Origin of the sequence: Cytobacillus spartinae (assembly GCF_042865285.1) — a bacterium.
In the GTDB taxonomy this organism is placed as follows: domain Bacteria; phylum Bacillota; class Bacilli; order Bacillales; family Cytobacillaceae; genus Robertmurraya_A; species Robertmurraya_A spartinae.
The window spans coordinates 167,756-181,858 of record NZ_JBIACK010000010.1; the positions used below are offsets into that span (position 1 = coordinate 167,756).

Below are 14,103 nucleotides of genomic sequence, written 5' to 3' on the forward strand. Positions count from 1 at the left end.
TAAATACTTAAAATTGCTTTTAAAAAGGACTAGGGTGCTGTTTCTTGTTTAAGGAAGAAAAGACGCCACGAAGCAGCATAGAATCCGTGCTGGAGACCATATTCGAGTAGCAAAAATCTATGCGAAAACAGCCTTAGTGACAGAAGAGTAACTGTTAATGTCTATTCTTTATTGTACTTTCTTTTTTAGAATAGTGCTTTTTAGGTAAGTACCATACAAGTTGTTCTAAAAAAGTACATGCATTCATATGGTGAATTTAGAGAGTACAAGAACAAGGAGGAAAAACCATGCGAGATTACATAAGGCGTTTGATTATTGCGGGTATAATGGCACTTTGTATCAGCTTACTCTTTCTCGGAGGGAAACACTCTCAAGCAGAAGAAATATCCATTAAAGATAAAACTGCACATTGGATTTGGCCGTCCGATGGTCTTATAACAGATACGTTTGGAACAAGACACGGAAAACATAAAGGGATTGATATTGCTGGATCGTACGGAGCTCCCGTCTATACAGTAGATGATGGGGTAGTTTCAAAAGCATATTACTCGTATTCTTACGGGAATGTGGTGTTTATCAAACATGCAAATGGGTTGGAAACAGTCTATGCTCATTTAAAAACGAGAAATGTAGATGAAGGCCAAGAGGTTATTCAAGGGGATATAATCGGGAACATGGGAAGCACAGGAGATTCTTCTGGTGTGCATCTTCACTTCGAAGTTCATCAATCGGAATGGACCATTAATAAAGAGAATGTAATTGATCCTGTAGTTGTGTTAAATGAAGTAGAAGTTGGCCAGACTGTTCTGGCGTTCAATGAGGATACATACTCTAAAGAAGCCTTAGAGACGATTGGAAGAATCCGATTATACGAAGGTGCAGAGCTCAATTATGGACATTTCATGGAAGAATTTGAAGAAGTGGCAATAGCGTCTGAAGAAGTTGAGGTAGAAGCAGATCAATTAGAACATGTGGTTCAGCCTGGTGAAACTCTATGGTCCATTGCAGAACAATATCATACTACAATTGAGAGTATACAAGCTTCAAATCAAATTCAAGGTGATCAAATCGTACCAAGTCAGACATTAAAGATTCAACGAATTTCTAAAAACCAATATATTGTTCAACCGTTTGATAACCTGTCATCGATTGCCCAGAAAACGGGAACAACCGTTCAGCAGCTTATGGAAATCAATCGATTAACTAATGAAGTTATTCACCCACAACAAGTATTACTCATCATTCAAAATGAGTGATTGAAGTTAAGTCACATACGAATAAAAAAGTCGGAGGTTTTCCCCTCCGACTAAAAAAGCATTAACTTATAAAAGTATATGATTCATGGATACAATATCGTCAAGTTCATTCAACTTGTTAACTGCGATATCATCGATAGGTTTATCAAATGAAAGAATCATGATCGCTTCTCCACCTACCTGCTTTCTCCCTACTTGCATCGTAGCAATGTTTATTGAATGATCGCCAAGTATTTTCCCTACACGTCCAATTACTCCAGGTCGGTCCATGTGTTGAATGTATAGAAGATTTCCTTCAGGATAAAAATCAATATTAAAATCATTCAAATAAACAATTCTAGGACCATAGTGATCTATAAAAGTACCCCTAATCGTAAACTGACGAGTCTCACTCTTAGCTGTAACAGAAATGCAATTTGCGTAACCAAAAGAATTCGTGGAAATTTTCTCGCCTACAGTAATTCCACGTTCTTTAGCAGTGAGTAAAGCATTTACTTCATTCACATAAATATCAATTCGATTCTTGAAGAACCCAGATAGAAGGGCTTTTGTTAAATAGGTTGTTTCTAAATCAGTAACACTTCCAGAGAACGTGATTGAAATCTCTTGGATTCCCTCATTTATACACTGAGATAAAGTCGACCCAATTTGTTTCGCTAAATAATGAAAAGGTCGTATTCTTTCAAAGATATCTTTTGACATTGCTGGTAGATTGATGGAATTAGATACTGGTTTATCTTCAAAGAACATTCTTACTTCTTTAGCTACTTGTGTAGCAACGTTTAATTGAGCTTCTCTAGTTGATGCACCGAGATGTGGGGTTACAATGACATTATCAAATTTAAATAGTGGATATTCACCTGGTGGCTCTACTTCAAAAACATCTAAGGCTGCACCTGCAACATGTCCGTTACCAATAAAGGTTGCTAGAGCATCCTCATCGATGATGCCACCTCGAGCACAATTCAAAAAGTATACACCTTTTTTTGTCTTACTTAATGCTTTTTCGTTTATGAGACCTTTTGTCTCTGCGGTTAAAGGGGTGTGAACAGTGATGATATCTGCATGTTCTAGAACTTCATCTAAGGAGCTATTTTGCACGCCTAATTTACTAGCTCTTTCGTTTGTTAAAAATGGATCAAACACCTGAACATTCATGCCAAATGCTTTCGATCGTTTAGCCAACTCGGTTCCGATTCTACCCATACCAAGAATACCTAATGTTTTTCCATATAGTTCATTTCCAACAAATTCATTTCTTTTCCATTCTAGGTTTTTAACAGATTGATGGGCTTGAGGAATATTTCTCATTAGTGCAGCCATCATAGCAAAGGTATGCTCAGCGGTAGAAATCGTATTGCCATCAGGAGCATTAACAACGATAACTCCGCGCTTCGTTGCTGCATTAACATCAATATTATCAACACCGACTCCTGCTCGAGCAACAATTTTTAACTGAGGCATTTTTTCAAATAATTCTTCGGTTACTTTAGTAGCACTTCTTACTAAAAGAGCATCTATTTTTTCAAGCTCCACCTCAGGATCAGTCACTTTTTTCTCAATGATTACAGCATCTTTATACTCTAACAGGGGCTGTAATCCCTCTGCATTAATTGCATCAGCTACCAATATCTGATACATAAAAAAATCACCCACCCAATAACATCAATTTTCTGACTATTTTACATTAACGAACATTTATATGTCAATTGCAAAAAAATGTTCAGATTTTATGTAAGCGCTTTAAGTTGAATCGTTATAAAACCTTACCGATTTTGTTAAAATTTTTTTGCTGGGAAGTGCTTATATAAAGCAAAAAAAACAGACTAGAAATGTCAGGGGTTGAAAGTGTTGAAGGGGGCATAGAGAACTTTTTCTCTTTACTAAATTGTAGTATGGGTGAGTTCTACTTCAAGTGTTTACCAACGGGGATGGTAATTCAAGAAAAAGACAAACTGCCTGTTTTACAACAATCAGTTCCTCTAGTGGGGATTTACGGAGCCTTTTGGGAAGAATTAGAGGTGAATTTCTCCTTCGACATAAGCTGTTGCTGGGGCTAGTCGGAACTCCTAGTTAAACGCAAATCAAGTGTGTGATATTGGCCTTTTTCGTGTTATGAAAGACATTTCTCTAAAACTTTAGAAGAAATTGTCCTTCATCCATGCTATGAAAGACATTTTTTTGAACTCTTAGAAGAAATTATCCTTCATTACATTATTGAAAAAGACAGTAAAGAAAATCGTGAAACCCGAGTTTCTTCACTGTCTACGTCTCAAATTATGCTCTGCTATTAAAGATATCTGTCAGCACTGGAACGATTTGTTTTTTACGTGATACTACCCCTTTTAAAACAGCAGTATTTTGATTAAGCGTCACTTCATATGCCTCTTCAACGGCATTTGTTGAATTCCCTAGCGCAATGGCAGTAGAATCATTGTTTAGAATATCCGTTACAACAAATAGGAATAAATCTAGGTTTTTTTCTGCAATGATTTTGTTAAGAGCTTCTTCGATTTCTGTTTGTTTTGATAGTACATCATTTACATCTACTGCGTTTACTTGAGCAATTTCTACCTTTTTTGTTCCCATTTGGAACTCTTTGGCATCTAGTGAAATCAACTGTTCAATCGTTTTATCACTTAAATCAGCTCCAGCCTTTAGCATTTCTAGTCCATACTGATCAGCGTCTACTCCCGCAATTTCAGCTAACTCCTTAGCTGCAGCTACATCTTGCTCTGTACAAGTAGGTGATTTAAATAGTAGTGAATCTGAAATGATAGCCGATAACATTAAACCAGCAATATTCTTAGGAACTTCGATTCCATGTTCTTTGTAAAGTTTATTTAGAATGGTTGCTGTACAACCAACTGGCTCTGCGCGATAGTATAGTGGGTCACTAGTTTCAAAATTAGCAATTCGGTGGTGATCAATAACCTCTAACACTTTTACTTGATCAAGGTCATTAGCACTTTGTTGGCGCTCGTTGTGATCCACCAAAATAACGCTATTTACTTCACTAGAAACAGCTTCAACTAAACGAGGAACTTCAGCACCGAATGTTTCTAATGCATATTTGGTTTCCCCGTTGATTTCCCCTAGTCGAATAGCTTCTGAATCTAGACCTAATTTGTTTTTTAGTTCAGAATACGCAATGGCTGAACAAATTGAATCTGTGTCAGGGTTTTTATGTCCAAAAACAAGTACTTTTTCCATGATAATCTCCTTTGAAAATTGAAATATGTATCGTTTTGAATGTTGATAATTTCCTCTATTAATTTACCATAAAACAGACTCAAACCTCAAAAAAAAATCAGTAGCAATTCAACTTCTTTAAAAAAATTGATTTATAAGATATAATAAATCTGAAAAATAAAAATTGGTCTATCTTCGGGGCAGGGTGAAATTCCCGACCGGCGGTGATGAGAAGTTCTTCTCTAAGCCCGCGAGCCTGTTTGTTGGGCAGGATTTGGTGCGATTCCAAAGCCGACAGTAAAGTCTGGATGGGAGAAGGTGGAGGTTCTGCAGGCGTTCAAAAAAATATTTGTTGAACGTTTATTCAAGCGTGCCTTTGTAAACACTCCCTCAAGATGAAAACTTGAGGGTTTTTTAATTGAGTTATTTAGTTACTTAATTAATATTCAAGGTGCCTGATTTTTGCTGAACTTTTCTTCTTAAGGAGATATGGTCCTAAAAAGGAGAGAGGAAAACATGAAAACCCTTAACACAAGAGCTTTAGTAACAGTTGGGATGCTTAGCAGTTTGTCTTACATTTTAATGCTATTAAACTTCCCAATCCCACCATTTCCACAGTTTCTTATGATTGATTTTAGTGACCTTCCTGCATTGGTGGCTGCTTTAATATTTGGACCTGCGGCGGGAATTCTAGTGGAATTAATAAAAAATGTATTGGATTACTTTATGACAGGAAGTGCTACAGGTGTCCCTGTAGGTCATATTGCTAATTTTATAGCTGGAGTTCTATTTGTTGTTCCTACTTACTACGCGTATCAGAAACTGAAAACGAATAAGGGAATGACGTTTGCATTAATTATCGGTACAGTTACAATGGCTATCTTAATGAGTGTTCTAAACTACTTTGCTATTCTTCCAGCCTATACATTTTTCCTGAATGCACCAGCTATGTCTGCCGTTGAAACTAGACAGCTAATCGTAACGGCTATCTTACCGTTTAATATAGTCAAAGGAATTCTGATTTCAGTAGTCTTCTTGTTACTATTTACTAGAATGAATACTTGGATTGTTAAGCAAGAAACATACAAGAGTGCGTAATGCTGTTTTCAAAAAAAAGAAGAATCACTCATTCAAAATGGGTGATTCTCTTTTTTTGTAATTGGTGACCTATTTAGACTAAGTTTTTCTTCATTTATTCAACGACGAGAAAAGCAAACTCCTAGAAAAAACAAAAAATCCCCTTTATGAGGGGATCCTTCAGTATTCTCTATTCAAACTTTAATGCGTCACCATCAAATGATTCGTCAGCAACTTTGATAGAATCAGTTGGGCAACCTTCGAAAGCGTCCATCATATCATCAATTAGTACATCAGGAATTTCAACGATCCCTTGGTTGTCGTCAAGTGTTACGAATGCAATACCTTCATCATCGTAATCATAAATATCTGGTGCAGCTGCTCCGCAAGCACCACATGCGATGCATGTTTCTTTGTCTACAATCGTGTATTTTGCCATGTGAAAAACCTCCCAAAAAATTAAACATTTGTCTTTATAGCATTCCATTATTTCGTGGAAACGCATCCCTCATTTCTTATTGTAAATCTCAATCAACAACTTTTCAATAGAAAAAGTATTGAGAATGCTTATCACACAAGGGTTTTCGCTAAATCAAGAATAAAATAGTGTTCAAATAACAATCATGAATGTTTCATGATAAAATAAGGGTATGTTTTTTGTTTTCCTACAATATTATTACCTTCAGTGTATTAAATATAACAACTTTAAGGTCAGGAGGGAAAAAGGTGGGTATTATTTTACATAAAGTGCTTCTTTACTGTCTGTATAAAATAGAAGGGGAGAGATCCATCTATTCCATTTACCACCTATTAAACGGTAAAAAGTCCTCTCAAACGATCCAGGATGCTCACCTTTTTCAACTTTCTCCCTTTTTTAATACGTACCGTCAAGTAACTAGAAATGACCTTGATGAATTCATTAAGGAGTCTGTACAGGACCAACTATTAATTAAAAGCAATGAACATCACTATATACTCTCTGAAAAGGGCATGGAACTAATTAGGAATCTTTTTACACAATACCCCTTTTTAGAACATTTAAACGGCTGGCAGTATCAAGGCAGTGAACGATTTTGGGAAAGATTGTCCCTATTTGTTCAGGTGGCTTCTAATCTTGCACATAGTGAAACAAACTACTTTCCTATTCAGAGAAATAAACAGGTCCAGCTTTGGATGAAGAATTTTTTAGTTCATACTGATATCAATCGAAAAGAGCTATCTCAGAGACTGTACGATGAATTGGTATTTTGTTTTAACAAAAAAAATGCAATAGACCCATCTGTATTAGTGGTTAGGTTAACAGGGTATAACACGATAGGTCGTACGAAAGAGCAGGCTTGTGAAGTATTGGATATGGAATACAGTTTATATCATTTTCAATTACTGAGCTTATTACATGATATGCAAAAGTGCATTCATGGAAATAAAACTAAATTACCAATTCTTAGTTCAATGGTTGAGGATTTACAGGATGACGTACCGCTTACACATTCAACAAAAAGAACTTATGAATTGATTAGTAGAGGATATACAGTAGAACAAATTGCCATCATGCGTAGATTAAAGAAAAATACGATAGAAGACCATATTGTTGAACTTGCCCTTAATATTAAGGAGTTTGATATTGAGCCTTATGTAGATGGAAATAAACAGGAGAAAATCTTAGAGGCTGCTAAAAAGGTCCCGTCAAAACAATTGAGGTATATTCGTGAATACGTTAAAGAAGCGGATTACTTTGAAATTCGCTTAGTTATAGCAAAAAGTGGAGATGGAAAATGAAAATAGAAGAGGTACTTTACAATCATTTTAAATTTCGAACTTTTAAGCTTGGTCAGAAGGAAATCATTTCCTCTATACTAGATGGTCAGCATACGATGGCCATGCTTCCAACAGGGACCGGAAAATCTCTTTGTTACCAACTACCAGGATATTTACTAAAAGGACAAGTAATCATTGTTTCACCTCTTTTATCATTGATGCAGGACCAGGTTGAGCAAATGAAAATAAGAGGAGAAAAAAGGGTTGTTGCCATTAATTCCTTTTTAAGCTGGCCTGATAAAAGGCAAATTCTTAACAACCTGAATAACTATAAATTTATATATATTTCTCCTGAAATGCTAGGGTTAGATCATGTGTTGGATAGGCTCAAACGTCTTAAAATTGGTTTATTTGTAATTGATGAAGCCCATTGTATCTCTCAATGGGGATTTGATTTTAGACCAGAATATAGGAAATTAGGAGCTATCAGGGAAAAGGTGGGCAATCCATTAACATTAGCTTTAACTGCGACAGCCACATCAGATGTTGTCAGAGATATTGTGAGTTCGCTTCATCTAGAAGATTGGAAAGAACATATCTTCTCTGTAGATCGCCCAAATATCTCAATGAAAGTTGAAACCCTGAACGAAGTCCTGGATAAACAGAGAAGAGTTGTTGAACTAGTCGAATATCTACAAGGGCCGGGAATCATCTACTTTTCTAGTAAAAAGTTAGCTGAAGAAACAGCGGAGTTATTAAAGTCTAATGGAAATAGAAAAGTAATGGCCTACCATGGTGGTTTAGAACAGGAAAGCAGGATTCTAATTCAACAGCAATTTTTAAAGGGTGAATTAGATGTTATTTGTGCTACCAGTGCATTTGGAATGGGGATAAACAAAGAAGACGTTCGGTTCGTTATTCATTACCACATGCCACTACAGATTGAATCCTATCTCCAGGAGATCGGAAGGGCTGGAAGAGATGGAGAGGCTAGTGTTGCCATTCTCTTATATGTTCCTGGTGATGAACAGCTTCCTCTTCAGTTAATCGACAATGAATTGCCTTCTGAAGCCCAAATTGACTGGTTATTTGAATGGATGGGTGAACATGGACATTCCATGCTTGCGCAGTCTGAAGCAGACATACGGTCGTTAGCTGGTTTTACAGATACCCAATGGCGATTAATTTTTGACTATATCATAAATCTTGATTTGGATCAGACCAGTTTAAAAGAGGGTCTTAATAACTTTAAAATCTTCATTCAAAATAGAAATACCATTAAGCGGAAAAAAATTGCAGAGGTAAAAAATTGGACACAATCTACTGAATGTCGAAGAGAAAAAATCTTGAAATATTTTGACGAACAGAAGAAAATGGAGATAACCAATTGCTGTGATAGATGTGGGATTCAGTTTGAACAATATAACAAAAGAGAGAAACTAGATCAGGAACCCTCATTTCAATTTCATTGGAAAGATTACTTATCGGCTATTCTTAAGAAGTAATGTAAGTTAGTGTGTATGAGGCTACCAGCATAGATTTGGCAGAACCAATAAAATAAGAGAGCGCAAATATGAAGAATAAATACAGTGACTTAATTAATGACCTTAGCGATCGTGAGCTAATTTTCCACCTTATGGCCACACAAATTTTGTTAGTGGTTATATCTTTTATTCTTGGAATTTTTCTATTCGAAAGTTTTACAGAATTTGATAGTCTTTTTGTTTGGACAGACCCTACCATCTTATATGTTGGAGGACTAGCTGGACTACTGGTAGTGCTTTTAGATATAGGTCTAATGAGAATTCTTCCAAAATCTTATTATGATGATGGTGGGTTGAATAAGAAACTGTTTGCAAACAAAAGTATTTTACAAATTGCTTTAATTTCGATAATGGTTGCAACGACAGAAGAGATTTTGTTTAGGGGAGTACTACAAACCCACTTTGGCTTGTTCGTATCTAGCATTATTTTTGCACTCATTCATTACAGGTACCTGTTTAATTGGTTTTTATTTACTAATATTATCGTGTTAAGTTTCTTTATTGGTTATATTTATCTATTAACAGGGAACCTACTTGTGACCATTTTTATGCATTTCGTTATAGATTTCTTACTTGGTATAGTGATTAAGTTCTCTAACAAAAAGAAGCTTGATGAACAGGAAGTGATAGAACATGAATAACGATGAACAAAATCGAGATCAAGCAGAACGATTGAGGAATAAGATTGAACAAATAAAGGAGAAACCTAGGTCTTCAAGAGCATCCAAAAAGCTTCCGCCACGTAGCGAAGTTCATAACCAAAAGCGTAAGAAAACAAAGTGGAAATTAAAATATCCAATCATTCGTCTCCTAGTTTTATTCTTTATTCTATTGCCAATCATCATTTTTAGTATCTATACCTATAATGAAAAACAGAGATTAGGTGCTGACAATATTGTGAATAGTGATACTGGTGGATACGAACGTGTCGATATAGAAATAGACGAAGAGGCTGAAAGCAATGGTGAAGAGGAAACAAATAAGGAAACGGAAGAAATAGAGGAAACAGAATCAAATAAACAAACTGAAGTTGAAAAAATTGATACAACTACGGAAGAACAGGAAGGAACCACATCCCAAACTAATTCTGGTTCATCTACTGATGATACGAGTAAAAATGAAGAGAGTAAGGACAACCTTGCTGCTGAAGAAAAAGTAATTCATCACAGAGTACAAGCAAACGAAACGCTTTTTAGAATCGCAATGAAATACTATAATTCTCAAGCAGGTGTGGAGATTATAAAAAAAGCAAATCATCTTCAAGGAAATGAAATTCAAGCAGGGCAAGTCCTTGTTATTCCTATAAAAAATTAAAAACGACCTTTTATGGTCGTTTTTTTATCTTTTTAAAAGGGTTGTACATATATACAGGGACATGCTCATAAATTTTATTATGGATATCTGAATTGAAGTTTAAGGAAAAGGTGTTGAATGATAAATGGAATCAGCCATTATTTTACTTGATGACCGAACCGATCAAGCAACGAAACAAATGTTAAATAAAGTAGTCGAGAAGAAAAGAAAGTTTGATACATTCAAATACAGACATCTACTTGCCATGTGGGCCACTGTGTTTACTTCTTTTATATACTTTTATTATATCTACAAAACTGTCATGATTCCTTACTCCTATTCTTTTGCCTCTATGTTCTCTGCCTATGTAAATAACTCGATTAATTTCTATATGATTGTCTTTGTTGTTGGACTGTATGGATTAATGAATTTGTTAAGGGAGAAACGGGAAAAATTCGAGAAGGAATATCATGCATTAAGATGTGAAATCATTGATAAGAGTAAAGATTTGTGGAAACAAGAGGAGCAATGGAAAAACCGACATCTTGTGTTTGAAATGATGAAGAAGAATTATGATATTAACTTGTATCATGAAAATAAATGAGTCGTACCATAAAAACGGACCTCTAGGGTGAGCCTAAAGGTCCAAGAATTAAGTATATGATTAGAAAAACTTTTTCTTGTCTCTTTCTTCCTTGAGAATCTCTACTGCTTCCCTAAATCGTTGAGAATGAATTATCTCTCTCTCTCTTAGAAATCTTAAACCATCATTTAAATCAGGATCGTCACTCATATTTATAATCCACTGGTAGGTTGCTCTTGCTTTTTCTTCAGCGGCAATATCCTCGTATAAATCAGTTATTGGATCTCCTTTTGCTTGAATATATTCAGCAGTAAAGGGATTCCCTGCTGCATTATGGTAGAACAATGCGCTGTCATGATTCACATAGTGAGGCGCTAACCCCGCTTCTTTTAGCTGTTCAGGAGTAGCATCTTTTGTTAGTTTATAAATCATCGTTGCGATCATTTCTAAATGTGCAAATTCCTCTGTACCAATATCCGTCAATAAACCAATCACTTTATCAGGAATGGTATAACGCTGGTTTAAATATCTAAGGGCTGCTGCTAATTCACCGTCTGCACCACCATATTGCTCAATTAAGTATTTAGCTAGTCTAGGATTACATGTACTTACTTTTACGGGGTATTGTAATTTCTTCTCATAAACCCACATACTCTTTTTATCCCTCCTGAATTCTTGAATTTCAGTTCTTCTGGATGTTTATCGTAAGAAGTAATTTAGGGACATGAGCAAAGTGATTTTATACTTGCCATGGCCATGGTGCGTCATCCCAGTTCCATGGGTAACCTGAATAACTATGACCGTATTGCATTAATGGACCATAGATTGGTTCAATTGCTTTTACAAGCTTTTTGCGTTCCTTAGCATAGTGATTAAATTGTTTAATTGCTTCCAAATCTTCATTGTGGGTATCTAAATATAGAGTTAACTCTACAAGAACAAAATCAACTGCTTGTAGCTGTTCCATTAGGGTATAAAACTCAGGTGGTAATTGTTTTTTCACGTAGGATACCCCCCTTTTGTCTTTTCGTATGGATTGTAATAAGGGTCATAAAAGGGTTTCCATAAGGTTCCTTTTTTGAGTGCTTCCATTGGAGGGAACTGCGGTAAGTTTGGCGGTTGAAATCCAATATATAAATGTGGGGGAGTAGAATATGTCTTAGTTTGAATGGGTTTGCAAGGATCGTATGGACTTATATAAGGATGGTAAACCTTCTTAGGTGTATTCATGAAAGTCCTCCTTTCTGTACGTCATTACAAACGTATGTCGGAGTTGTAAAAAACATGTCACATTATTACTGTTTAATAGGAGGATTTTAATATCTAATTGTGGAATATTTATGTATAGCTTGATTCTAACTATGAGGTGATTAGCATGTTTGTAAAAGGCATTATGATTCCAAAGCACAAGTGTTACACGATTGAGCAGGATCAATCTTTAGCTACAGCTTTAGAAAAATTAGATGCTCATAAGGTAGACGCTCTACCTGTACTTGATGACAAGCAATATGTTGGGATTGTTACGAAGTATGGAATTTACGAAAGTTATTTCACGTCGAACCTTTCGAAGGACGAGTTTCTTCAGAATACGACAGTTTCAGAAGTGGCGACTCATCAAGAGAAATTCTTAGAAGGTAATGAGATATTTGAAAAAACATTATTAGATTTGAAGGACTTCCCTCTACTTGCTGTTGTAGATGAAAATCGTAAATTCTTAGGTGTAGTAACACGCTTTGATGTTCTAGATCAATTCCAATCAGCATTTGGAACTCATCGTTCGGGAATTCGTATTGCCTTTACTTCCGTAGAAACAGAAGGAAGAATTGCACGTCTCGCAGAAATTGCTCATCATTTCCATGAACATATTATTTCTCTAGTAACGTTTGATGAAACGGATAAATTAGTTCGTCGAATCGTAATGAAGGTAGAGAAGAATGATAATTTTGATAAGTTTATTAAAAAGCTAGAACAATCTGGATTCCGTATTCTAGATATTCACGAAGATTAATATGAGTAACACAAGCCTTTTTTAAAAGGTTTATTCTAAAAGAGTGAAAGTATCCAAGCCCCTCTCATACATTGGTATGGGAGGGATTTTTAATGTTTAAAAAAATAATAAAATTAATGATCGGCTTTTTTTGTGGTTATTTTTATATAAAGTGGATGCCCATTTCATTCCCTTTCACCTTGTCTGATTTAATCGTTGAATATGTATTAAATCCTATCGAGTTTTTTGCGGCAACCATGGTTTTTTTTATTGGATTTATTGTTAATGCAGAACTGATACGAGGAGGAGTTGAACAAACCGTATTGCTCATTCATAAAAAGAAAATTCAACTAGTAGAGTTCCTTACAGCATCATTCGTTCTACTAAGTTTTATTATTTTATTCTATACAGCTATTTGGCAAACACTTGCTTTTTTTAGTTTTTCTCTAATATATGGTATTATTTCAGTAGATTTCAAAAAGCTTAAGTTTGTTGAAGCAACAGAAAAGTAAAAAAATAAGTAAGTGTAAATCAACAGCTGATGAACGAGTGATAGGGCTAGACTCTTCATTTGCCTTTTATAAAGTTCTGCACTAACAGGAGGATTTATGGGATATGCTTTAGTGCTTTTAGTAGGCGTTTGTATCGCTTTTTTCTTTTATATGTACAAAGAAGCTTTTGCCGACCGAGTTTTGAATCAGGAAATTACATTTCCTAATTTTCCGGAGAGTTTTGAAAAAGTTACTATCTTTTTTATCTCAGATATACACAAGAGAAAAATTACATCGCGCATTATCGATGATGTTAAAGGAAAAGCCGATATGGTGGTAATTGGCGGGGATCTATTAGAAAAAGGGGTACCCATTGAACAAGTTAAGGAAAATATAGAAAAATTAAAAACTGTAGGTCCTGTTTATTTTGTGTGGGGAAACAACGACTATGAAATCGACTTTCGATTATTAGATGTAACTTTGCAACAGTGTGGAGTAAAGATACTTGATAATACAGCGGTTTCCTTCGAATCACAGAAAGGGGATCGCTTTATACTTTTAGGCGTTGATGACATGAATCTAAAGAGGGACCGTTTAGATTTAGCGCTCTCTGATGCAGGAAAAGAAGGGTTTAGGGTACTTGTAAGCCATAACCCAAAAATAACGGTTAAAATAAAACCAGAGGATAACATCTCTTTAGTACTAAGCGGTCATACCCACGGGGGCCAAATACATATCTTTGGTTATAGTCCCTATGAAAAAGGGCGAATTAAAAAGGTAGTCAATACTAACACGACTATTTTAATAAGCAATGGGTATGGAACAACTGCTTTACCTTTAAGACTAGGGGCTAAATCGGAAACCCACCTTTTAACCATTAGGAAAGGATAAATCATTTTACTTCTTATAGCCGTAGGGAGGG

16 protein-coding genes and 1 riboswitch are annotated in these 14,103 nt (G+C 35.5%); of the genes, 10 read left to right on the top strand and 6 right to left on the bottom strand.

The genetic code is table 11. The features are described 5' to 3' along the window. The first annotated feature begins 287 nt into the window (after nucleotides 1–287). On the top strand, nucleotides 288–1,256 hold the full coding sequence (locus tag ACFYKX_RS18690) for a peptidoglycan DD-metalloendopeptidase family protein (RefSeq protein ID WP_389362591.1): 969 nt from the start codon (nucleotides 288–290) through the stop codon (nucleotides 1,254–1,256). A gap of 66 nt (nucleotides 1,257–1,322) precedes the next feature. Here the strand turns inward: ACFYKX_RS18690 and serA are convergent, their stop codons facing one another. Next, a complete protein-coding gene (gene serA / locus ACFYKX_RS18695) occupies nucleotides 1,323–2,897 on the bottom strand; it encodes a phosphoglycerate dehydrogenase (RefSeq protein ID WP_389362592.1) in 1,575 nt (524 codons plus the stop codon). Nucleotides 2,898–3,533: 636 nt separating this feature from the next. Then, a complete protein-coding gene (locus ACFYKX_RS18700; RefSeq protein ID WP_389362593.1) occupies nucleotides 3,534–4,469 on the bottom strand; it encodes a manganese-dependent inorganic pyrophosphatase in 936 nt (311 codons plus the stop codon). A gap of 166 nt (nucleotides 4,470–4,635) precedes the next feature. Next, nucleotides 4,636–4,772, top strand: a riboswitch (FMN riboswitch). Between the two features lie 192 nt (nucleotides 4,773–4,964). Between ACFYKX_RS18700 and ACFYKX_RS18705 the strand changes: the two genes are divergently transcribed. After that, entirely contained in the window at nucleotides 4,965–5,546 is a 582-nt protein-coding gene (locus tag ACFYKX_RS18705) for an ECF transporter S component (protein WP_389362594.1), read from the top strand. Nucleotides 5,547–5,715: 169 nt separating this feature from the next. On the opposite strand, the gene ACFYKX_RS18710 is transcribed toward ACFYKX_RS18705, so the two are convergent. Then, nucleotides 5,716–5,964 (bottom strand): ferredoxin, encoded by a 249-nt coding sequence (locus ACFYKX_RS18710; protein WP_322445238.1) that lies wholly within the window; start codon nucleotides 5,962–5,964, stop codon nucleotides 5,716–5,718. A 287-nt stretch (nucleotides 5,965–6,251) separates the two neighbouring features. Between ACFYKX_RS18710 and ACFYKX_RS18715 the strand changes: the two genes are divergently transcribed. From ACFYKX_RS18715 to ACFYKX_RS18735, 5 genes are all read left to right on the top strand, one after another. Further along, a complete protein-coding gene (locus ACFYKX_RS18715; RefSeq protein ID WP_389362595.1) occupies nucleotides 6,252–7,304 on the top strand; it encodes a helix-turn-helix domain-containing protein in 1,053 nt (350 codons plus the stop codon). Continuing rightward, nucleotides 7,301–8,788: a RecQ family ATP-dependent DNA helicase gene (locus ACFYKX_RS18720; protein ID WP_389362596.1), complete on the top strand. Its 1,488-nt coding sequence runs from the start codon at nucleotides 7,301–7,303 to the stop codon at nucleotides 8,786–8,788. Before ACFYKX_RS18715 ends, ACFYKX_RS18720 begins: the two co-directional genes overlap by 4 nt. Nucleotides 8,789–8,856: 68 nt before the next feature. Next, complete coding sequence (locus ACFYKX_RS18725; RefSeq protein ID WP_389362597.1) at nucleotides 8,857–9,468, top strand: CPBP family intramembrane glutamic endopeptidase; 612 nt, start codon at nucleotides 8,857–8,859, stop codon at nucleotides 9,466–9,468. Next, entirely contained in the window at nucleotides 9,461–10,141 is a 681-nt protein-coding gene (locus ACFYKX_RS18730; protein ID WP_389362598.1) for a LysM peptidoglycan-binding domain-containing protein, read from the top strand. Before ACFYKX_RS18725 ends, ACFYKX_RS18730 begins: the two co-directional genes overlap by 8 nt. A 124-nt stretch (nucleotides 10,142–10,265) precedes the next feature. Continuing rightward, nucleotides 10,266–10,724, top strand: coding sequence for a YpbF family protein (locus ACFYKX_RS18735; RefSeq protein ID WP_389362599.1), 459 nt, complete (start codon nucleotides 10,266–10,268; stop codon nucleotides 10,722–10,724). Nucleotides 10,725–10,784: 60 nt separating this feature from the next. On the opposite strand, the gene cotJC is transcribed toward ACFYKX_RS18735, so the two are convergent. The 3 genes from cotJC to ACFYKX_RS18750 form a co-directional block, all read right to left on the bottom strand. After that, nucleotides 10,785–11,354, bottom strand: a complete 570-nt coding sequence (gene cotJC / locus ACFYKX_RS18740; protein WP_389362600.1) for a spore coat protein CotJC — start codon at nucleotides 11,352–11,354, stop codon at nucleotides 10,785–10,787. 88 nt (nucleotides 11,355–11,442) lie between these two features. Next, on the bottom strand, nucleotides 11,443–11,670 hold the full coding sequence (locus ACFYKX_RS18745; protein WP_389362638.1) for a spore coat protein CotJB: 228 nt from the start codon (nucleotides 11,668–11,670) through the stop codon (nucleotides 11,443–11,445). A 32-nt stretch (nucleotides 11,671–11,702) separates the two neighbouring features. Continuing rightward, nucleotides 11,703–11,933 (bottom strand): spore coat associated protein CotJA, encoded by a 231-nt coding sequence (locus ACFYKX_RS18750; protein WP_389362601.1) that lies wholly within the window; start codon nucleotides 11,931–11,933, stop codon nucleotides 11,703–11,705. A gap of 145 nt (nucleotides 11,934–12,078) precedes the next feature. Here ACFYKX_RS18750 and ACFYKX_RS18755 point away from each other — a divergent pair, with 145 nt between their 5' ends. The 3 genes from ACFYKX_RS18755 (at nucleotide 12,079) to ACFYKX_RS18765 (ending at nucleotide 14,072) form a co-directional block, all read left to right on the top strand. Beyond that, on the top strand, nucleotides 12,079–12,711 hold the full coding sequence (locus ACFYKX_RS18755) for a CBS domain-containing protein (RefSeq protein ID WP_389362602.1): 633 nt from the start codon (nucleotides 12,079–12,081) through the stop codon (nucleotides 12,709–12,711). Between the two features lie 92 nt (nucleotides 12,712–12,803). After that, nucleotides 12,804–13,202 (top strand): hypothetical protein, encoded by a 399-nt coding sequence (locus ACFYKX_RS18760; protein WP_389362603.1) that lies wholly within the window; start codon nucleotides 12,804–12,806, stop codon nucleotides 13,200–13,202. Between the two features lie 96 nt (nucleotides 13,203–13,298). After that, the gene (locus ACFYKX_RS18765) at nucleotides 13,299–14,072 is read left to right on the top strand and encodes a metallophosphoesterase (RefSeq protein ID WP_389362604.1); all 774 of its coding nucleotides are present in this window, start codon (nucleotides 13,299–13,301) and stop codon (nucleotides 14,070–14,072) included. Nucleotides 14,073–14,103 lie beyond the last annotated feature (31 nt).